This window comes from Micromonospora sp. NBC_01655, assembly GCF_026339755.1.
Taxonomy (GTDB): domain Bacteria; phylum Actinomycetota; class Actinomycetes; order Mycobacteriales; family Micromonosporaceae; genus Micromonospora.
In genome coordinates this window covers 1,478,965-1,499,043 of the sequence record NZ_JAPEQF010000001.1, presented here as the reverse complement: position 1 = coordinate 1,499,043, position 20,079 = coordinate 1,478,965, and the positions used below count along the sequence as shown (strand labels likewise).

General features: G+C 72.8%; 18 protein-coding genes. 11 read left to right on the top strand and 7 right to left on the bottom strand.

Translation table 11 applies throughout. The annotated features are described in order from the left end of the window. Nucleotides 1-50: 50 nt before the first annotated feature. The 4 genes from OOK41_RS07150 to OOK41_RS07135 all read left to right on the top strand — a co-directional run bounded on the left by OOK41_RS07150 (nucleotide 51) and on the right by OOK41_RS07135 (nucleotide 4,075). Nucleotides 51-989 carry an ABC transporter permease gene (locus OOK41_RS07150; protein WP_117665220.1) on the top strand — a complete coding sequence of 313 codons (939 nt, stop codon included), beginning with the start codon at nucleotides 51-53 and terminating at the stop codon, nucleotides 987-989. Between the two features lie 72 nt (nucleotides 990-1,061). Then, entirely contained in the window at nucleotides 1,062-2,018 is a 957-nt protein-coding gene (locus OOK41_RS07145) for an ABC transporter permease (protein ID WP_266263448.1), read from the top strand. A gap of 7 nt (nucleotides 2,019-2,025) precedes the next feature. Then, the gene (locus tag OOK41_RS07140) at nucleotides 2,026-3,063 is read left to right on the top strand and encodes an ABC transporter ATP-binding protein (protein WP_266263446.1); all 1,038 of its coding nucleotides are present in this window, start codon (nucleotides 2,026-2,028) and stop codon (nucleotides 3,061-3,063) included. Beyond that, nucleotides 3,047-4,075 carry an ABC transporter ATP-binding protein gene (locus tag OOK41_RS07135; protein ID WP_266263445.1) on the top strand — a complete coding sequence of 343 codons (1,029 nt, stop codon included), beginning with the start codon at nucleotides 3,047-3,049 and terminating at the stop codon, nucleotides 4,073-4,075. Before OOK41_RS07140 ends, OOK41_RS07135 begins: the two co-directional genes overlap by 17 nt. 127 nt (nucleotides 4,076-4,202) lie before the next feature. Here the strand turns inward: OOK41_RS07135 and purH are convergent, their stop codons facing one another. Then, the gene (gene purH / locus OOK41_RS07130) at nucleotides 4,203-5,774 is read right to left on the bottom strand and encodes a bifunctional phosphoribosylaminoimidazolecarboxamide formyltransferase/IMP cyclohydrolase (protein WP_266263443.1); all 1,572 of its coding nucleotides are present in this window, start codon (nucleotides 5,772-5,774) and stop codon (nucleotides 4,203-4,205) included. Beyond that, nucleotides 5,771-6,391, bottom strand: coding sequence for a phosphoribosylglycinamide formyltransferase (gene purN / locus OOK41_RS07125; RefSeq protein WP_266263441.1), 621 nt, complete (start codon nucleotides 6,389-6,391; stop codon nucleotides 5,771-5,773). Before purN ends, purH begins: the two co-directional genes overlap by 4 nt. Nucleotides 6,392-6,653: 262 nt before the next feature. Between purN and OOK41_RS07120 the strand changes: the two genes are divergently transcribed. Both OOK41_RS07120 and OOK41_RS07115 read left to right on the top strand, forming a co-directional pair. After that, nucleotides 6,654-6,908: a CD225/dispanin family protein gene (locus OOK41_RS07120; RefSeq protein WP_243639082.1), complete on the top strand. Its 255-nt coding sequence runs from the start codon at nucleotides 6,654-6,656 to the stop codon at nucleotides 6,906-6,908. A gap of 29 nt (nucleotides 6,909-6,937) precedes the next feature. After that, nucleotides 6,938-7,528 carry a DUF4190 domain-containing protein gene (locus OOK41_RS07115; protein ID WP_266263439.1) on the top strand — a complete coding sequence of 197 codons (591 nt, stop codon included), beginning with the start codon at nucleotides 6,938-6,940 and terminating at the stop codon, nucleotides 7,526-7,528. A 243-nt stretch (nucleotides 7,529-7,771) separates the two neighbouring features. Here OOK41_RS07115 and OOK41_RS07110 read toward each other — a convergent pair whose 3' ends face one another. Beyond that, nucleotides 7,772-9,064 carry a DUF6350 family protein gene (locus tag OOK41_RS07110; RefSeq protein ID WP_117665211.1) on the bottom strand — a complete coding sequence of 431 codons (1,293 nt, stop codon included), beginning with the start codon at nucleotides 9,062-9,064 and terminating at the stop codon, nucleotides 7,772-7,774. A gap of 203 nt (nucleotides 9,065-9,267) precedes the next feature. On the opposite strand from OOK41_RS07110, the gene OOK41_RS07105 reads away from it, so the two are divergent. Continuing rightward, nucleotides 9,268-9,525 (top strand): hypothetical protein, encoded by a 258-nt coding sequence (locus tag OOK41_RS07105; RefSeq protein ID WP_266263437.1) that lies wholly within the window; start codon nucleotides 9,268-9,270, stop codon nucleotides 9,523-9,525. A gap of 60 nt (nucleotides 9,526-9,585) precedes the next feature. Here the strand turns inward: OOK41_RS07105 and sucD are convergent, their stop codons facing one another. The 3 genes from sucD to OOK41_RS07090 all read right to left on the bottom strand — a co-directional run bounded on the left by sucD (nucleotide 9,586) and on the right by OOK41_RS07090 (nucleotide 12,593). Then, nucleotides 9,586-10,473, bottom strand: a complete 888-nt coding sequence (sucD, locus tag OOK41_RS07100) for a succinate--CoA ligase subunit alpha (protein ID WP_117665210.1) — start codon at nucleotides 10,471-10,473, stop codon at nucleotides 9,586-9,588. A 2-nt stretch (nucleotides 10,474-10,475) separates the two neighbouring features. Further along, the gene (gene sucC, locus OOK41_RS07095) at nucleotides 10,476-11,654 is read right to left on the bottom strand and encodes an ADP-forming succinate--CoA ligase subunit beta (RefSeq protein WP_117665209.1); all 1,179 of its coding nucleotides are present in this window, start codon (nucleotides 11,652-11,654) and stop codon (nucleotides 10,476-10,478) included. A gap of 534 nt (nucleotides 11,655-12,188) precedes the next feature. Beyond that, on the bottom strand, nucleotides 12,189-12,593 hold the full coding sequence (locus OOK41_RS07090; RefSeq protein WP_117665208.1) for a cobalamin B12-binding domain-containing protein: 405 nt from the start codon (nucleotides 12,591-12,593) through the stop codon (nucleotides 12,189-12,191). A 389-nt stretch (nucleotides 12,594-12,982) separates the two neighbouring features. On the opposite strand from OOK41_RS07090, the gene OOK41_RS07085 reads away from it, so the two are divergent. Together OOK41_RS07085 and OOK41_RS07080 are read left to right on the top strand one after the other, a co-directional pair. Further along, nucleotides 12,983-13,696 (top strand): M23 family metallopeptidase, encoded by a 714-nt coding sequence (locus tag OOK41_RS07085; protein ID WP_266263434.1) that lies wholly within the window; start codon nucleotides 12,983-12,985, stop codon nucleotides 13,694-13,696. 331 nt (nucleotides 13,697-14,027) lie between these two features. Continuing rightward, complete coding sequence (locus OOK41_RS07080) at nucleotides 14,028-14,762, top strand: M23 family metallopeptidase (protein WP_266267742.1); 735 nt, start codon at nucleotides 14,028-14,030, stop codon at nucleotides 14,760-14,762. A gap of 88 nt (nucleotides 14,763-14,850) precedes the next feature. On the opposite strand, the gene pcrA is transcribed toward OOK41_RS07080, so the two are convergent. Beyond that, nucleotides 14,851-17,250, bottom strand: coding sequence for a DNA helicase PcrA (gene pcrA, locus OOK41_RS07075; RefSeq protein ID WP_117665206.1), 2,400 nt, complete (start codon nucleotides 17,248-17,250; stop codon nucleotides 14,851-14,853). 192 nt (nucleotides 17,251-17,442) lie between these two features. Between pcrA and OOK41_RS07070 the strand changes: the two genes are divergently transcribed. Both OOK41_RS07070 and OOK41_RS07065 read left to right on the top strand, forming a co-directional pair. After that, nucleotides 17,443-19,293: a bifunctional UDP-sugar hydrolase/5'-nucleotidase gene (locus OOK41_RS07070; protein WP_117665205.1), complete on the top strand. Its 1,851-nt coding sequence runs from the start codon at nucleotides 17,443-17,445 to the stop codon at nucleotides 19,291-19,293. A gap of 286 nt (nucleotides 19,294-19,579) precedes the next feature. Further along, nucleotides 19,580-19,966 carry a chorismate mutase gene (locus tag OOK41_RS07065; protein ID WP_117665204.1) on the top strand — a complete coding sequence of 129 codons (387 nt, stop codon included), beginning with the start codon at nucleotides 19,580-19,582 and terminating at the stop codon, nucleotides 19,964-19,966. Nucleotides 19,967-20,079 lie beyond the last annotated feature (113 nt).

The following is a 20,079-nucleotide window of genomic DNA, read 5'->3' as shown; positions in this document are numbered from 1 at the left end:
GGTGACCCGACCCGCCACCGATTTGCCCCTTTTCAGGAAGACTACTCAGTATGCTCCGCTTCATTCTGCGGCGACTGCTCCAGATGGTTCTCGCCTTCTTCGGGACCACGCTGATCGTCTACGCGCTGATGTTCGCCGGTCAGGGCGACCCGATCCAGGCGCTCGCGGGGGAACGTCCGGTCACCGCCGCCCAGCGGGCATACCTGACGGAGAAGTTCCACCTCGACGCCACCGGTGTCGGCGGCTTCTTCTACCGCTACTTCGACTACCTGAAGAACCTGCTCCAGGGCGACCTGGGGCAGTCGCTGACCGGCCGGCAGATCGGCGACATCCTCGCCGCCGCCTGGCCGGTCACCGTGAAGCTCGCGCTGATCGCCATGGCGGTGACGATCGTCTTCGGGGTCACCGCCGGCGTGATCGCCGGCATCCGGCGGGCCGGCATCTTCGACAACGCGACGCTGGTGCTCACCCTGCTGGTGCTCGGCATCCCGACGATCGTGCTGGCCCCGCTCGCCCAGTACCTCCTCGGCGTCAGGTGGCAGCTCTTCCCGCCCACCGCCGGCGCCGACCCCGACCTGTACGCGCTGCTGCTGCCCGGCATCGTGCTCGGTTCGCTGTCGCTGGCCACCGCACTGCGGCTGACCCGGACCTCGGTCGCGGAGAACCTACGCGCCGACTACGTCCGCACCGCCCGGTCGAAGGGCCTGGTCAAACGACGGATCGTCGGCGTGCACGTGCTGCGCAACTCGCTCATCCCGGTGGTCACCTTCCTCGGCGTCGAGCTGGGCAACCTGATGAGCGGCGCGATCATCACCGAGGGCGTGTTCAACATCCCCGGCGTCGGGTTCAACCTGTTCCGCGGCATCCGCACCGAGGACGGCCCCCTGGTGGTGGGCATCGTCAGCGTGCTCGTCGTGGTCTACCTCGTGTCCAACCTGGTGGTGGACGTCCTGTACGCCGTACTCGACCCGAGGATCCGCTATGAGTGAGCGCAGCGAACGAACGACCGGCACGGCGGGTGCGGGCACCCGGGCCGGCACCGGGCGCGGCGAGGTGGCGGCATGAGCGACTTCGAGACCGTGGCGGCCACCGAGAACCAGGCCGCGCGCCGGGGGCCGTCGGGCGAGCCCGGAGCACCCGACCAGGTCGGCGTGCCGCGGAAGCCGCGCGGCCTGGCCGGCGACGCATGGCGCGACCTGCGCCGCAAACCGATCTTCTGGATCAGCCTGTTCCTGGTCGTCCTGGTCGCCGCGATGGCGGCCGTCCCGGCGCTGTTCACCGCCAACGACCCGCGCGACTGCGTGCTCTCCCGCCAGCACGCCGGGCCGTCCGGCGGGGCCATCTTCGGGTACGACTTCCAGGGCTGCGACACGTACGCCCGGGCGGTGTACGGGGCCCGCGCGTCGCTGCTGGTCGGCGCGCTCTCGGCGCTGTTCACCGGGCTGATCGCGCTGACCGTCGGGATGCTCGCCGGGTACTTCGGCCGGTGGGTCGACGCGCTGCTCTCCCGGGTGATCGACATCGTGCTCGGCATCCCGCTGCTGCTCGCCGCGATCGTGCTGCTCAAGCGGGTGAGCACCAGCAGCGACAACGTCCGGCTGTTCGCGGTGATCTTCGTCCTGGCGGTGCTCGGCTGGACCACGGCGGCCCGGGTGGTCCGTTCCTCGGTGATCACCGCCAAGGGGCAGGACTACGTCGCCGCCGCCCGGATGCTCGGGGCCGGCAACGGCCGGATCATGTGGCGGCACATCCTGCCGAACGCGCTCGCCCCGGCGATCGTGGTGCTCACCATCGCGCTCGGCTCGTTCATCGCCGCCGAGGCGACGCTGAGCTTCCTCGGCATCGGCCTCAAGGCGCCGACCATCTCCTGGGGCATCGACATCGACGCCGGCCGGGTGCACATGCGGGAGGCCGCCACCCCGCTGGTGGTGCCCTCGGCCTTCCTGGCGCTGACCGTGCTGGCCTTCATCATGCTCGGCGACGCGATCCGTGACGCCTTCGACCCGAAGCTGCGGTGAGATTCTCATGAGCCAGCCCGCCGTCCAACCCGTGCCGGCCTCCCCGACGCCCGAGGGCGGCCACCTGCTGGAGGTCCGGGACCTGCACGTCGAGTTCCGCACCGGCGAGGGCGTGGCCCGGGTGATCAACGGTGTCTCGTACCACCTGGACGCCGGCGAGACCCTGGCCGTGCTCGGCGAGTCCGGGTCCGGCAAGTCCGTCACCGCGCAGGCGATCATGGGCATCCTGGACACTCCCCCGGCGCACGTGCGCGCCGGGCAGATCCGCTACCGGGGCCGGGACCTGCTCGGCCAGTCGGAGGAGCAGCGCCGCCAGGTACGCGGCAAGGAGATCGCGATGATCTTCCAGGACGCCCTGTCCGCGCTGAACCCGGTCTTCCCGGTCGGCTGGCAGGTCGGCGAGACGCTGCGCCAGCGGGAGGGGATGTCCCGGGCCGACGCCCGGGCCCGGACCGTCGAGCTGATGGACCTGGTGCGGATCCCGGCCGCGGCCAGCCGGCTCGGCGACTACCCGCACCAGTTCTCCGGCGGGATGCGGCAGCGCGTCATGATCGCGATGGCGCTGGCGCTGAACCCGAAGGTGCTGATCGCCGACGAGCCGACCACCGCGCTGGACGTCACCGTGCAGGCCCAGATCATGGACCTGCTCGCCGACCTGCGCCGGGACCTGGACATGGCGATGATCCTGATCACCCACGACCTCGGCGTGGTGGCCGGCGTCGCGGACCGGATCGCCGTCATGTACGCGGGCCGGATCGTCGAGCACGCCGACGTCCGCTCGCTGTACCGGGCACCGGCCCACCCGTACACGAAGGGGTTGCTGGAGTCGATCCCGCGCCTGGACGTGCGCGGCCAGGCCCTGTCGACGATCAAGGGGTTGCCGCCGAACCTGATGCGGATCCCCTCCGGCTGCCCCTTCCACCCCCGGTGCCCGTACGTGCAGCAGGTCTGCGTCGACGTGGTGCCGCACGACCTGGTCCTCGGCGACGGCCGGACCAGCGCGTGCCACTTCGCGCAGGAGGTCCACGATGACAGCGCCCGCTAGCCCGGCCAAGGTGCGGGGCGAGACGATCCTCGCCGTCGACAACCTGGTCAAGCACTTCCCGATCACCCAGGGGGTGCTGTTCCAGCGTCAGGTCGGCGCGGTGCGGGCCGTCGACGGGGTCAGCTTCGAGCTGCGCCGGGGCGAGACGCTCGGCGTCGTCGGCGAGTCCGGCTGTGGCAAGTCCACCCTGGCCCGGCTGCTGATGCGGCTGGAGACGCCCACCTCCGGCCGGGCCACGCTGGAGGGAAGGGACCTGTTCAGGGCGTCCGGGTCGGAGCTGCGCCGGCTGCGACGCAACATGCAGATGGTGATGCAGGACCCGTACACCTCGCTGAACCCGCGGATGACGGTCGGCGACATCATCGGCGAGCCGTTCGAGATCCACCCGGACGCCGCGCCGAAGGGCAGCAAGCGGCGGCGGGTGCAGGAGCTGCTGGACGTGGTCGGGTTGAACCCGGAGCACGTCAACCGCTACCCGCACCAGTTCTCCGGCGGCCAGCGCCAGCGCATCGGCATCGCCCGCGCGCTGGCCCTGCGCCCGGAGATCATCGTCTGCGACGAGCCGGTGTCGGCCCTGGACGTCTCCATCCAGGCCCAGGTGATCAACCTGCTCGAACAGCTCCAGGACGAGTTCGGCCTGTCGTACGTCTTCATCGCCCACGACCTGTCCGTGGTCCGGCACATCTCCGACCGGGTCGCCGTGATGTACCTCGGCAAGATCGTCGAGATCGGCACCGAGGACGAGATCTACGAGCGGGCCACCCACCCGTACACCCAGGCGCTGCTGTCGGCGGTGCCAGTGCCCGACCCGGACGCCCGCGAGAACCGCAACATGATCCGGCTCACCGGTGACGTCCCCAGCCCGGCCGACCCGCCGAGCGGCTGCCGCTTCCGCACCCGCTGCTGGAAGGCCCAGGAGGTCTGCGCCCGCGAGGAACCCCACGCGGTCCCCCGCGCGGCCGATCCCCACCCGTCGGCCTGCCACTTCGCCGAACTCCGCCCCACCCCCTAGCCCTCGCCGATCATGGAGTCGTGGTGGGCGGCATGCCGCCTTTCCACCCTTTCGCGGGGCACCACAACTCCATGATCGTGGCAGCGCCCGGGGCGGCCGGGCGCTGCGGCACGCAGCGGGGAAACGGTCAGTGGAAGAAGTGGCGGGTGCCCGTGAGGTACATGGTGACGCCGGCCTCCTTGCAGGCGGCGATCACCTCCTCGTCGCGGATCGAGCCGCCCGGCTGGACGATCGCCTTCACCCCGGCCTCGATGAGGATCTTCGGGCCGTCGGCGAAGGGGAAGAACGCGTCCGACGCGGCGACCGAGCCCGCGACCCGCTCGGCGCCCGCCCGGGTGACCGCGAGCTGCGCCGAGTCGACCCGGTTGACCTGGCCCATGCCGACCCCGACGGTCGCGCCGCCCTTGGCCAGCAGGATCGCGTTGCTCTTCACGGCGCGTACCGCCCGCCAGGCGAACGCCAGGTCGCGCAGGGTCGCCTCGTCGGCCGCCTCGCCGGTGGCCAGCCGCCAGTTGGCCGGGTCGTCGCCGTCGGCGTCGATCCGGTCGGCCAACTGGACCAGGATGCCGCCGGTGACCTGCCGCCACTCCGCCGGCAGCGGGGCGTACGCCGGGGCGCGCAGCAGCCGGATGTTCTTCTTGCCCTGGAGGATCTCCACCGCGCCGGGGTCGAACTCCGGCGCGACCAGCACCTCGGTGAAGATGTCGGCCACCTGCCGGGCCAGCTCCACGGAGACGGGCCGGTTGACCGCGATGACGCCGCCGTACGCCGACACCGGGTCGCAGGCGTGTGCCCGGCGGTGCGCCTCGGCGACGTCGCCGCCGACCGCGATCCCGCACGGGTTGGCGTGCTTGATGATCGCCACCGCCGGCTGGCCGGCGAAGTCGTTCGCCGCCCGCCACGCGGCGTCCGCGTCGACGTAGTTGTTGTACGACATCTCCTTGCCGTGCAACTGCTCGGCCTGGGCCAGCCCGGCGGGGCTGCCCGGGTCGGCGTAGAGCGCGGCGGCCTGGTGCGGGTTCTCGCCGTAGCGCAGCACCGGCCCGCGGCGCAGCGCCAGCCCGGCGAACTCCGGCCACCCCTGCGCGTCCGGAGCCAGGGCGACCGCGCACCACTCGGCCACGGCCACGTCGTACTCGGCGATGGCGGCGAACGCGCGGGCGGCCAGCGCCCGGCGCTGGGCCAGGGTGAACCCGCCCTCGCCGAGGGCCGCCAGCACGGCCGGGTACCCGGTCGGGTCGGTGACCACGGCCACCGAGGCGTGGTTCTTGGCGGCGGCGCGGACCATCGCCGGGCCCCCGATGTCGATCTGCTCCACGCACTCCTCGACGCCGGCGCCGGAGGCGACCGTGGCCTGGAACGGGTAGAGGTTGGACACCAGCAGGTCGATCCCCGCGATGCCGTGCTCGTCGAGCTGGGCGGCGTGCGAGTCCTTGCGCAGGTCGGCCAGGAGGCCGCCGTGGATCGCCGGGTGCAGGGTCTTCACCCGGCCGTCGAGGATCTCGGGGAAGCCGGTCACCGACTCGACCGGGGTCACCGGAACCCCGGCGTCGGCGATGGTCGACGCGGTGCTGCCGGTCGAGACGAGCTCCACGCCGGCCGCGTGCAGGGCCCGGGCCAGCTCGACCAGGCCGCTCTTGTCGTAGACGCTGACCAGCGCCCGCCGGATCGGGCGGCGCTCGGCCTCAGTGGCACTCACGGAAAGGTGACCTTTCTTCCGGTGATCGTCCAACCTTCGCGGACCAGGCGGCCGACCTGCTCGACGAGCTGGCGCCGCTCGGCGGACTTGATGCGCTCGGTGAGCGTCTCCTCGTCGTCGTCGTCGAGCACCGGCACGGCGACCTGGGCGACGATCGGGCCGGTGTCCATCCCGGCGTCGACGAAGAAGAGGGTGGCCCCGGTGATCTTCACCCCGTAGGCGAGGGCGTCCCGGGGACCGTGGATGCCGGGGAACGCCGGCAGCAGGGTGTTGTGGGTGTTGAGGTAGCGGTCGCCGAACGCCGCCAGGAAGTTCGGGCCGACCAGCTTGAGGAAGCCGGCCGAGACCACCAGGTCGGGCCGGTGCGCGGCGACCTGCGCGGTCAGCGCGGCGTCCCAGTCCGCCCGGGTGGGGTGGTCGGAGACCCGCTCGACGAATGTCGGCACCCCGGCGGCGGCGGCCCGGTCCAGCCCGGCGATGCCGTCCCGGTCCGCGCCGACGGCGACCACCCGGGCCCCGTACGCCGGGTCGCCGGCCGCGTCGAGCAACGCCTGGAGATTGCTGCCGGAGCCGGAGACGAGGACGACGATGCGGGCGACGGACGCGGGCTCGGTCACGCCGCCACCCTATCGGGCAGGTCAGGGCCGTCCGCGCGTGGGCGGGCAGGCCGGCGCGGGCGACCAGGATCCGGACAGTGGCAAATTGGTGACCTCCGCTGTCGCCGCCACCCTGTACGCTGCCGGTCGCTCGGTGCCCGGCGCAAGCCGGGCCCCGCACCCGTCAGTGACCCGGCACATGCGTTGTGTCGATGGATTAGAGGAGTAGGCCCCCATGCAGCCCGACTACAAGTCCCCCCAACCGCAACAGATCAATAACAACATGACGATGTCCATCGTGGCCATCTTCCTCTTCTGGCCGCTGGCCATCCCCGCCATCATCAACGCCTCGAAGGTCAACCCGCTCATCCAGCAAGGCGACTACGCGGGCGCGCAGGCGGCGGCGGCCGAGTCGAAGAAGTGGTCCAAGTGGGCCCTGATCGTCGGCATCGCCTGGTACGTCATCGCCATCGTGTGCTGCGCGCTGGGCGGCATTGGGGCGATCATGGGTGCGGAGACCAGCACCACCAGCTACTGACAGCAGCCTCAGTCAAGGAGCACCAGCGAATGCAGCCCGGTCAGGACCCGTACGGCCAGCAGCCCCACGACCCGAACCAGCCGCAGTACCACGACCCGTACGCCCAGCCTCCGCAGGCGCCGTACGGGCAGCAGCCCACATCGGGCCAGCCGTACGGGCAGGACCCGTACGGCCAGCAACCGCCGGCGCCGTACGGGCAGCAGCCGACCTCCGGTCAGCCGTACGGGCAGCAGCCGACGTCGGGGCAGCCGTACGGGCAGCCCATCTCGGGCCAGCCGTACGGGCAGGACCCGTACGCCCAGCAGCCCTACGGGGCCGCGCCGGGCTACCCGAACGCCGGCTATCCGCAGTCGCCGGGCCAGCAGAACACCCTCGGCCTGGTGTCGATGATCCTCGGCATCGCGTCGATCCCGCTGGTCTGCTGCCTGTACCTGGGCGTCCCGGTCGGCATCGCCGCAGTGGTCACCGGCTACCTCGGCCGGCAGAAGGCGGCCCAGGGCCTGGCCACCAACGACAGCCAGGCCAAGACCGGTCTGATCTGCGGTGCGGTGGCTGCCGGGCTCGGCATCGTGCTGTTCATCCTCAACATCGTGGCGAACGTCAGCCTGCCGACCACCTGAGTCGGCGGCACCACCGAGGGGCGCTCCGGGACCGTTCCGGGGCGCCCCTCGGCGCGTCCGGCGCCCCTCAGCCAGGCGTCCTCGGCCCGCCAGGCGTCCTCGGCCCGCCAGGCGTCCTCGGCCCGCCAGGCGTCCTCGGCCCGCCAGGCGCCCGCCGCCGGCGCGTCGCCGTCGCCGGCTGGTGCGCGACGGGCCGGTCCCGCCGAGGGCTGGTGGGCGGGGAACCCGGCTCCACCGGCGGCGTCAGGAGGGACTCTTCCCCTTCGACAGAGAGCGGGTGGCGGCGGCGCCGAGCAGGGCGCCGGCCGCGACCACCGCCGTGGCCGTCCCGGCCACCTGCCACGGGACCGGGCCGATCTCGGCCAGCCGCCCCCCGCCGAGCGGCCCGCCGGAGGCCCCCGCGAGCACCCCGAGCAGCAGCCCGGCGACCGGGCCGGCGAGGGCCGCCGGGACCAGCAGGGCCGGCCAGGCCACCTCCGCCCGGTCCTCGGCGGCCAGCCGCAGCAGCCGCCGGGCGAGCAGGCAGCCGGCGGCCATGCCGGCCAGGACCGGGATCGCGAGCAGGGCCGCCCCGAAGCCCTCCACCGGCCCGCTGGGCAGGCCGGCCAGCAGCGGCACGGCCGGCAGCGCGCCCAGCGAGACCTCGCTGGTGCGTACGGCGGTGTCGGCGCCGACGGCGAACCCGGGGCCGAGCAGGTAGCTGGCGGACCAGACCGTGGCGTTCGGCGCGTAGGCGAGGCTGACCAGGGTGATCCCGGCCTGCCCGGCCACCCCCGTGCGGTACGCCCCGATCATGTCCGCGGCGTCCCCGCCGCCGGTGGCGATCGCCAGCCCGGCTGCTCCGGCCCCCGCCCCGAGCAGCAGCAGCCCGGCGACCAGGCCGGTGCGCACCCCGTCCCGCACCGGCGCGGGCGCCCGCTCGACGAGCAGGCCGGCCACGCCGGTGGTGCGCGCCGTCCCGGCCAGGGCCGCGAGCGCGCCGAAGATCGCGAAGGTTCCGCCGGCACGGACCGGGGACACCGCCGGCCCGCCGACGCCGGCCAGCACCGCGGCGAGCGTGCCGAGCAACGCGTACCCGACGCCGACCGCGCCGGCCGCGGTGAGCGCCTGGCGCGGCGAGCGTCCGCCCCGGGCCCCGATCGCCCGGCTGGTGTGCACACCGGCCCGGACCAGCCGCCAGACCGCCAGCCCGGTGAGCGCCAACGGGGCCAGGCCGACCGGGCCGGCGTCGGTGGCCAGCGGAACCCCGTGACCGAGCAGCCAGCCGCCCAGGCCAGCGCGCAGCGCCCCGGCGACGGAGCCGGCGTCCTCGCTGAGTTGGGCGAGCCCGAGCACCAGCGCGACCGGCAGGTACGACGTGAGCGCGGCCCAGGCGGCGGCGACCCCGGCGGCGACCGCGAGCGGCGCCCGGCTGCGGCGGGCCTCCCCGGCCCGGGGCGCGGGCACCCGGGGACGCGGGGGGCGGCCGGCGGGCCGGTCGTCGGCGCCCACCCCGGTGGCCGGACGGCGGGGCTGGTCAGGGGTGACGGAGGACATCGGGTCTACTCTGGCATGCCGCGCCGCCGGGGGCAGTCCGATACCGCCCCCGACCGGCCGCAAGTTCCGTGATCCACCGACTTACCGCCCCCGATCCGGTCTAGCCTCGGCCCAGGACACGAACTTCCTGTCGTCGCCTGTCTCAGGTGCCGGCCGGCGTCGGCATGCTGGGACAGGCCGACGGAGACCGCTCGGAGGTAACCGTGAACGCTCCGTATCCGCCGCCGCCGCCGGCCGCCGGCCGGGACCGCACCACGCTGTGGGGCGTACTCGGCATCGTCCTGGGCCTGATCTGCTGCGGCATCCTCGGCATCGTCTTCGGATACCTGTCTGTCCGGGACGCCAAACGGTACGGCCAGTCGCCGGTGCTGGGCTACCTCGCCATCGCCTTCGGCGTGATCAACATCATCGGCAGCGCGATCCTGCGGGCGAGCGGCAACTACCCGTTCTGGAACAGGTGACCCGACAGGACGAGGGGGTCGACCGGCCTGGTCGACCCCCTCGGCGCGTCTCGCGGCGGCTCAGCCGGCGGACATGATCTCCCGCATCAGCTTGGCGGTCTCGGTCGGCGTCTTGCCGACCTTCACGCCGACGGCCTCCAGCGCCTCCTTCTTCGCCTCGGCGGTGCCCGCCGAGCCGGAGATGATCGCGCCGGCGTGGCCCATGGTCTTGCCGGGCGGGGCGGTGAAGCCGGCGATGTAGCCGACCACCGGCTTGGTGACGTTCGCCTTGATGAAGTCGGCGGCCCGCTCCTCGGCGTCGCCGCCGATCTCGCCGATCATCACGATCGCGTCGGTGTCCGGGTCGGCCTCGAACGCGGCCAGGGCGTCGATGTGGGTGGTCCCGATGATCGGGTCGCCGCCGATGCCGACACAGGTCGAGAAGCCGATGTCGCGCAGTTCGTACATCATCTGGTAGGTCAGCGTGCCGCTCTTGCTGACCAGGCCGATCCGGCCGGTGCCGGTGATGTCGGCCGGAATGATGCCGGCGTTGGAGGCACCCGGCGAGGCGATGCCCGGGCAGTTCGGCCCGATGATCCGGGTCCGCTCCCCCTTGGCCACGTTGTACGCCCAGAACGCGGCGGTGTCGTGCACCGGCACGCCCTCGGTGATCACCACGGCCAGCGGGATCTCCGCGTCGATCGCCTCGATCACGGCGGCCTTGGTGAACTGCGGCGGGACGAAGATCACCGTGACGTCGGCACCGGTCTGGGCCATGGCGTCGGCGACGGTCGCGAAGACCGGCAGCGCGGTGCCGTCGAAGTCCACGGTCTGGCCCGCCTTGCGCGGGTTGGTACCGCCGACGACGTTCGTGCCGGCGGCGAGCATCCGCCGGGTGTGCTTGGAACCCTCGGAACCGGTCATCCCCTGCACGATGACCTTCGAGTCCTTGGTCAGCCAGATAGCCATGATCAGACCCCCGCAGCCGCCAGCTCGGCGGCCCGCTCGGCCGCGCCGTCCATGGTGTCGACCCGCTGCACCAGCGGGTTGTTCGCGCCGTCGAGGATCGCCCGACCGGCTTCGGCGTTGTTGCCGTCGAGGCGGACCACGAGCGGCTTGGTGACCTTCTCGCCGCGCTGCTCCAGCAGGGCCAGCGCCTGCACGATGCCGTTGGCGACCTCGTCGCAGGCGGTGATGCCGCCGAAGACGTTGACGAACACGCTGCGCACCGACGGGTCGGACAGGACGATCTCCAGCCCGTTCGCCATCACCGCGGCGCTGGCGCCACCGCCGATGTCGAGGAAGTTGGCCGGCTTGACGCCGCCGTGCCGCTCGCCCGCGTAGGCGACCACGTCGAGGGTCGACATGACCAGGCCCGCGCCGTTGCCGATGATCCCGACCTCGCCGTCGAGCTTGACGTAGTTGAGGTCCTTCTCCTTGGCGGCCTGCTCCAGCGGGTCCACCGCGGCCTGGTCGACCAGGGCCTCGTGGTCGGGGTGCCGGAACCCGGCGTTCTCGTCCAGGGTCACCTTGGCGTCGAGCAGCAGCAGCTTGCCGTCGCCCGTCTTGGCCAGCGGGTTCACCTCGATCAGCGTGGCGTCCTCGGCGACGAACGCCTGCCACAGCGCGACGGCGACGTCGACGACCTGGTCGGCGACCTCGGCCGGGAAACCGGCGGCGGTGACGATCTCGCGCGCCTTGGCCTCGTCCACGCCCTTGACGGCGTCGATCGGGGCCTTGACGACCTTGTCCGGGGTTTCGGCGGCGACCTGTTCGATGTCCATGCCGCCGGCGACGCTGGCGATGCAGAGGAAGGTGCGGTTCGCCCGGTCCAGCAGGTACGAGAAGTAGTACTCCTCGGCCACGTCCGCGGTCACCGTGATCATGACCTTGTGGACCGTGTGACCCTTGATGTCCATGCCGAGGATGTCGGTGGCGCGGGCCACCGTCTCATCCGCGCCCTCGGCCAGCTTGACGCCGCCGGCCTTGCCTCGGCCGCCGACCTTCACCTGTGCCTTGACGACCACCCGACCGCCGAGGCGTTCGGCGATCGCGCGGGCCTCCTCCGGGGTGTTGGCGACGCCGCCGGCGAGCACGGGCAAGCCGTGCCGCTCGAACAGGTCCCGCCCCTGGTACTCGTACAGGTCCACGATTGCGCGTCCCGTCCCGTCTCCGCGGCGCGCCGTCGCGCCGCCACCAGCGTGTGAAAACAGTTTGACGCCTGTCATCAGTTGAAACAGGCCATTGGGCGCAGCCTAGCGAGGTCGGCACGGCCGGCAACCGAGCGGGTGCGCGGTGTGCCCTAATCCACAACGGGCCCATCGGCCCCGTGCGCACCCGACCCGGGCGGTCCCGCGCGGTCAACCGGTGGCCGGAGACGGTCCCGTGGGCGCAGGCGTCCCCGTTGGACCGGCCGGGCGGTGGAGCCGGCGGTGAGGGCCGGGCGGGCGGCGGGCGGGAGCCGTGGGATTCCTGCCGACGATGTTCGGCGGGCCGCGTAACCCCCCGGCCAGGGCCTCGTTGAGTCAGATGTCGGAGCGCTGCTGGTCAGCGCGACGGCGGGAGACGGCCGATGCCCTGTCGGTCGAGGGGTGGCGGCGGGGCATCGTGCATAGAGGGGCCGGACGTGTGAGGGGTGCGTCCGGCCCCTCCCCCGTGTCCGGGGGAGGGTGGCGACCGCCGGGTCAGCCGACCGGCTGGGCGACGTTGGCCCGGACCCACTCCACGATCGACTGGGTGGTCGCGCCCGGGGTGAAGACCTTCGCGACGCCGAGCCGCTCCAGCTCGGGGAGGTCGGCGTCCGGGATGATGCCGCCGCCGAAGACGACGATGTCGCGCGCGTCCCGCTCACCGAGCAGCTCGATGACCCGCCGGAACAGCGTCATGTGCGCCCCGGACAGCACGGAGAGCCCGACGGCGTCGGCGTCCTCCTGGATGGCGGTCTCCACGATCTGCTCCGGGGTCTGGTGCAGGCCGGTGTAGATGACCTCCATGCCGGCGTCCCGCAGGGCACGGGCGACCACCTTCGCCCCGCGGTCGTGGCCGTCGAGGCCCGGCTTCGCGACGACGACCCGGATACGAGAGCTCATCAGCGGACACCTTTCGGGCGCAACGACTGTCACCTGAACGAACGGTAACCCGACCGGCCGAGACCAGGGAATCCGGGCGTCCACACAGGGGGAGAGCGTAGGGGGTGCGGGCCGAGGTCGGACATCCGGTGGGCAACGTCACCCTGCGCGACGAACGGGCAGCGACAAGGGCATCGCCCACCGTGACGAGACGGGACAATAGCGTACGCAGGCGGACAGATCGACACGCCAATTCCCCCGTCTGGCTTGTGAGCGGCGAGGTGGTTGGCTAACGTGACCACGGTTGTCATCAGGTCCACGGACGGGTGACGACGCGGCCAGCCGACGTTCACCACCGCTTCACGGGGCGCCGGCCGACCGCTTCGGAACCCCGACAACGGAGGGTGTGCGTGCGCCAGCGCCTGTCGTCTGAGCCCGATCGATATCGCGGCCGCCGCCGCGTACCCACCCCCCCGCGTAGCCGCTACGCCGCCGTCGTCACCACCGCGTTCGTCGGTGCCGGCCTGGTCGCGCTCGGCGCGGGCGCCCTGCCGGACGCCAAGAGCGTGAGCCCGTCGGTCCTCGACGAGCTCAAGCAGGCCTCCATCACCAGCCAGGACGCCGCCGCCCGCGCGGACTCCGCCGACCGGGCCTCGCGTGACAGCCGGGCGGAGACGAAGGCCTCCACCGAGCGGGACGTCTGGCTCCTGCCCCTCCAGGGCTACGACTTCAACTCGCCCTACGGCATGCGCTGGGGCAAGCTGCACACCGGCGTCGACCTGGTCGCCCCGGAGGGCACCCCCTACGTCGCCATCCACGACGGCACCGTCACCAAGGCCGGCTGGTTCGGCGGCTACGGCTACGCGGTCATCGTCAAGCACGCCGACGGCAGCGAGGCCATCTACGGCCACTCCTCCGCGGTGACCGTCAAGGAGGGCCAGCAGGTCAAGGCCGGCAACCAGCTCGGCCTGGTCGGCAACACCGGACACTCCTACGGTTCGCACCTGCACCTGGAGATCCATGTCAACGGGGACCCGCTGGACCCGGTGCCGTGGCTCCAGGACCGCGGAGTGGACATCAAGATGCAAGTCGAGGCATTTTACGGGGACGTAGCCGCTTCCTGACGCTGCGTATCGCCCATTGACCGCCCGGATCAGTCGATCCGGGCGGTTTTTCGTCGCCCCCGCGGGCCGCATGTCTGCTACGCCACACCGGCAGATGTGACCGACGACACGTCGACCATGATCACTTATCCGGACGGAGCAGCCCGGGACGGGACGCAACGGGCGGGAGCCGGCTGCGGAAGGGCCGCTGGAACCCCGCCCCTACCCACCGGCCACCAGCGCAAACATCAGGATTTCGAGGTCCCTGCCCCTCGAAGACGTGAAGGTCCCCGCCGTGCAGGAAGAGAACAACCGCAACGAGAGCACCCCCGCCGCGCCGACCCGCCACCGACTGCGTTCCCGGCCCGGCGGACGGGCCCTGGTGATCGGCGCGACGGCCCTGGTCGGGCTCGGCCTCGCCGGCGTCGCCGTGGCCACCACGGGCGGCGGGGGCTCGCCGACCCCGGCCGCCGTGGCGCTCGACGCCCAGGCCCGCGCCGAGGCCGCCGCCCGGGCCGACCGCTCCGTCCGCGAATCGGCCGTCCCGGCCGCCCCGTCGGCCAGCCCCACCACGCCGTCGCCAAGCCCGTCGAACGCCAGCGCCAGCGCCAGCCCGACGAAGCAGGTCACCACGAAGCCCAAGGCCAAGCCGAAGCCCATGCCGAAGAAGACCAGCAGGCCCGCGCCGTCCTGGGTCATCCCGATGGCGGGCGCCCAGATCACCTCCTGCTACGGCCAGCGGTGGGGCACCCTGCACGCCGGCATCGACTTCGCCCTGCCCGCCGGCACCCCGATCCACGCCGCCGCCGCGGGCACCGTGGTCAAGGCCGGTGACGTCGGCGACGGGTACGGCATCTCCGTCTTCGTCGACCACGGCAACGGCTACCTGACCCACTACGCCCACCAGAGCCGCACCGCCGTCAGCGTCGGCGACAGGGTCAAGGCGGGACAGGTCATCGGCTACGAGGGCTCCACCGGCGACTCCACCGGCCCGCACCTGCACTTCGAGGTGCACCAGGGCCAGATGTGGAACCAGGTCGACCCCGCGCCGTTCCTGCGCGCCCGGGGCATCGACGTGGCCTGCTGACCGCCCGCAGCCCGGGGCGCCCGCACCCGGGCACCCGGCCCGTCCGGCGGCCCGGACCGGCAGCACGCCGGCCCGGCCGCCGGGCGGGTCAGAGCTTGTCGATCGGGGCGTGCCGCAGCACCAGCCACATCGTCTGGTCGCCGAAGTCGATCTGCGCCCGCGCCCCGGGGCCGTGCCCCTCCACGGCGAGCACCCGGCCCAGGCCGTACCGCTGGTGGTTGACCCGGTCCCCGGCGGCCACCTTGGGCCCCTGGGGCAGCTCGCTGGCCGTGGCCAGCCGGCTGCCGTCCACGCCGAGCCGCTTGGCCAGTTGGGCCGCCTTGGGCGTACCCCCGGCGAAGCCGCCGGCGCGCGGCGCGCGGTCCGCGCGACCGCCGACGCCGCCACCACCCCCGGCCCACGAGGTGTACGTCCCCTCGGTGCGCTCCCAGCGGACCAGCTCCGGCGGCAGCTCCTCCAGGAACCGCGACGGCGGGTTGTAGGCCGGCTGCCCCCACGCCGAGCGGGTCACCGAACGGGACAGGTAGAGCCGCTGCCGGGCCCGGGTGATGCCGACGTACGCCAGCCGGCGTTCCTCCTCCAGTTCCCGGGTGTCGCCCAGCGAGCGCAGGTGCGGGAAGACGCCGTCCTCCAGCCCGGTGAGGAACACCACCGGGAACTCCAGCCCCTTGGCGGTGTGCAGCGTCATCAGGGTGACCACGCCCTGGTGGTCGGGATCGTCCGCGGGCACCTGGTCGGCGTCGGCCACCAGCGCGACCTGCTCCAGGAAGCCGGCCACGGTGGCCCGTTCCCCCTCGGCGCCCAGCGCCTCGATCCGCTCGGTGTACTCCCGGGCGACGCTGACCAGCTCCTGGAGGTTGTCCACCCGGCCGGCGTCCTGCGGGTCGAGGCTCTCCTCCAGCTCGGTCAGGTAGCCCGAGCGGGTGAGCAGCGCCTCCAGCACCTCCTCCGGAGTGCCGGTCTCGGCCAGTTCCCGCGCCCCGTCCAGCAGCGCGACGAAGTCGCCGATGCCGTTGGCCGCCCGGCTGGAGATGCCCGGGGCGTCCTTGGCCCGGCGCAGCGCCGCGCCGAAGGAGATCCGGTCCCGGCTGGAGAGCGCCTCGACGCACGCCTCCGCCCGGTCGCCGATGCCCCGGCGGGGGGTGTTCAGGATGCGGCGCAGGCTGACCGTGTCGTCGTCGTTGACCACCGCGCGCAGGTAGGCCAGCGCGTCGCGGACCTCCTTGCGCTCGTAGAAGCGCACCCCGCCGACCACCTTGTAGGGCAGGCCGACCCGGATGAACACCTCCTCGAAGACCCGGGACTGGGCGTTGGTGCGGTAGAAGACCGCCACGTCGCCGGGGCGGGCGGCCCCGTCGTCGACCAGCCGGTCGACCTCCCGGCCCACCCAGTCCGCCTCGGCGTGCTCGGTGTCCGCGACGTACCCGACGATCTGCTCGCCCGCGCCCGCGTCGCTCCACAGCCGCTTGGGCTTGCGGGAGGTGTTCCGGTCGATCACCGCGTTGGCGGCGTTCAGGATGGTCTGGGTGGAGCGGTAGTTCTGCTCCAGCAGGATCGTCCGGGCGTCGGTGAAGTCCCGCTCGAACTCCAGGATGTTGCGGATCGTCGCGCCCCGGAACGCGTAGATCGACTGGTCGGCGTCGCCGACCACGCACAGCTCGGCCGGCTCGATCCCCTCGGTGCCGGAGACCAGCTCCTTGATCAGGGTGTACTGGGCGTGGTTGGTGTCCTGGTACTCGTCGACCAGGACGTGCCGGAACCGGCGGCGGTAGCTCTCCGCGACGTGCGGGTGCGACTGGAGCAGGTGCACCGTCGTCATGATCAAATCGTCGAAGTCCAGCGCGTGCGCCTCACGCAGTCGCCGCTGGTAGAGCGTGTACGCCTCGGCGAGCGCCCGCTCGTTGGGGCCCTTGGCCCGCCCGGCGAACTCCTCCGGGTCGACCAGCTCGTTCTTCAGGTTGGACACCTGGGCGGCCAGCCCGCGCGCCGGGTAGCGCTTCGGGTCGAGGTCCAGCTCGCGGGCGACGAGCTGCATCAGCCGGCGGGAGTCGTCGGCGTCGTAGATCGAGAAGGTCGACTTCAGGCCGGCGTGCTCGTGCTCGGCCCGCAGGATCCGCACGCAGGCCGAGTGGAACGTCGACACCCACATCAGCCGGGCGCGCGGGCCGACCAGGTGGGTCACCCGCTCCTTCATCTCGCCGGCGGCCTTGTTGGTGAAGGTGATCGCGATGATCTCGCCGGGGTGCACGTCCCGGGCGGCGAGCAGGTACGCGATCCGGTGGGTGAGCACCCGGGTCTTGCCGGAGCCGGCCCCGGCCACGATCAGCAACGGCGACCCGGCGTGGGTGACGGCGTCGCGCTGGGGCCCGTTCAGGCCCTCCACCAGGGCCTGCGGGTCGAGCCGGGCGGGCGGCCCGGGGCGGCGGGGCGGGGCCGACGCGGGCTCGGGCGCGGGCGGGGACGCGGGGATGTCGAAGAGAGGCTGCATCGCAGGGCGAGTCTATGCCGCCCGGCGGACACTTCCCGACTCACCGCCCCGCCCGCCGCCGCCCCGTGGCCCGGCGCGCAGCCCGAAGAGACCAACCCGTCACCCGACCGGCTCTGGCGCCGCCGTCCCCGATCCACGACGATGGCCGGGAAACCCCGGATCCTCCCCCGTACACGATTTGGGAGAAAAACCATGAGTCAACCGCGCTCGCGCGGTCGGGCGGCGCTGCGTCACCTCGCCGCGCCGGCCCTCGCACTGGCCGTCGTCGCCACACTGCCGGCCGCCACGCGGCCCGCGCCGGCCCCGGCCGCCGACCCCTGGGCGGCCCTCGCCCCGGTCTCGGTCTCCTACGCCAAGCCCCTCGGCGGCGAGGTCAAGGGCAACTTCCTGAGCTACAACGACTTCCACGGCGCCATCGACCCGCCCGGCGGCAGCGGCGCCACCGTCAACGGCACCCCGGCCGGCGGCGTGGAGTACCTCGCCACCTGGCTGAAGAAACTCCGCGCCGAGGCGAAGGCCGAGGGGCGGACCAGCACCACCGTCGGCGCCGGCGACCTGATCGGCGCCTCTCCGCTGGTCAGTGCCGCGTTCCACGACGAGCCGACGATCGAGCTGATGGACGAGATCGGGCTCCAGGTCAGCTCGGTCGGCAACCACGAGTTCGACGAGGGCGTCAACGAGCTGATCCGGCTCAACAAGGGCGGCTGCCACCCGGTCGACGGCTGCCAGGACGGCGACGGCTTCGCCGGCGCGAAGTTCACCTACCTCGCGGCCAACACGATCAGCAAGAAGACCGGCCTGCCGATCCTGCCCCCGGTCGACGTCAAGTTCGTCGGCGGCGTGCCGGTCGGCTTCGTCGGGGTCACCCTGGAGGGCACCCCGGGCATCGTCAACCCCGCCGGCATCACCTCCGTCACCTTCAAGGACGAGGTGGAGACCGCCAACAAGTGGGGCGGGCTGCTCAAGCTCTTCGGCGTCAAGGCGATGGTGCTGCTGGTGCACGAGGGCGGCGCGCAGTCCCCGCCGCCGAGCACCCCAGGCGTCTCCGACTGCGCCAACTTCTCCGGCCCGATCGTGAACATCGTGCGCGGCCTGCGGCCGGAGTTCGGCCTGGTCGTCTCCGGCCACACCCACCGCTTCTACTCCTGCTCGCTGCCGAACTCGGCGGGCCAGCAGAGCGTGGTCACCAGCGCCGGCACCAACGGCCAGCTCATCACCGACGTGGACTACTCGCTGGACCGTCGTTCCGGCCGGTTCACCGGGATCTCCGCCCGCAACGTGGTCGTCGAGAACGGCGTCCGCAACGCCGACGGCACCTGGCAGCAGAGCGCGCCCGGCGTGTTCGCCCGCAACCCCGCGCTGGTCGACGCGGGCGCGAAGGCACTGTCCGACAAGTACCGCACGGCGGTCGCCCCGATCGCCAACCGGGTGGTCGGGAAGATCAGCGCGGACATCGTCCGGGACGTCCGGCCCAACGGCGAGAGCCCGCTCGGCGACGTGATCGCCGACGCGCAGCTCGCGTACACGGCCGGCGACGGGGCGCAGATCGCCCTGATGAACCCGGGCGGCGTCCGGGCCTCCCTGTCGTACGGGGCGTCGGCCGGCGGCGAGGCGCCGGGCGACGTGACCTACGGCGAGGCGTTCAGCATCCAGCCGTTCAACAACCTGGTGGTCACCCAGACGTTCACCGGGGCCCAGCTCAGGAACGTGCTGGAGCAGCAGTTCCCCGGCTTCAACGGGCAGACGGCCCAGCGGATCCTCCAGGTCTCCGCCGGCCTGACCTACTCGTACGACAGCACCGCCCCGGCCGGCTCCCGGGTGAGCGCCCTGGCGCTGAACGGGACCCCGGTCGACCCCGCCGCCAGCTACCGGGTCACCACGAACGACTTCCTGGCCAACGGGGGCGACGGCTTCACCGAGCTGGCGGGCGGCACCGGCCGCACCACCGCCCCCGGCTTCGACGTCGACGCCCTGGTGTCGTACCTGGGCGCGGGCGCCCCGGTGGCACCGGGCACCGCCGACCGGATCACCCGCCTCGGCTGAGGTGTGCGCGAGGGCCCCTTCTCCCCGCCTGACGTGGGGGAGGAGGGGCCCTTCCCGCCGCGAATCCCGTGAACCCGGCGCGAATCCTTGCGGAGCGGGCCGGCGGGTGGGCATACTCGACGGCGTGTTCGGTCAGCGCTTCTACTTTTACTACGGCACCGGGAGTCCGGCAGCCGTGGGTCGCGCCTGATCAGATCAGACCTACGAAAAGCCCCGGGCTCGGAGAGCCCGGGGCTTTTCCGTCCCGGGATCCGGGCACCGGGCCCGACGTCCGAGGGGTACGGCGATGATGACAGACGTGGTGGAGCAGAGCGGCGGCGTGGCACAGTCCCGGCCGGGCGACGAGCAGGGGGCCGACGGGCCGGCCGTCGACGGCACGACGGAACCGGCCTCGACGGCCGGCGGGGCGACCGGGACCGACGACTCGGCGGCTGCGGCGCGGATCGTCGCCATCCGGGAGCGGATCGACGAGATCGACCGCACTTTGATCGAGCTGTGGCAGGAGCGGGCCGCCCTGTCCCAGGAGGTCGGGGCGACCCGGATGGCCTCCGGCGGCACCCGGCTGGTGCTCAGCCGGGAGCGGGAGATCCTGGAGCGGTTCCGCCAGTCCCTCGGCGCCGACGGCACCCAGCTCGCCCTGCTGCTGCTCCGCGCCGGGCGCGGCCCGCTGTAACCCCCACCCCACCGAACGCCCCCGCCCCCGCCGGGCCACCGCCAAGGCGGGGCGGAGACGACGAACCGCCTGCCGGCGTCGGGTGGACGCTGGCAGGCGGTCGGTGTCGGTCA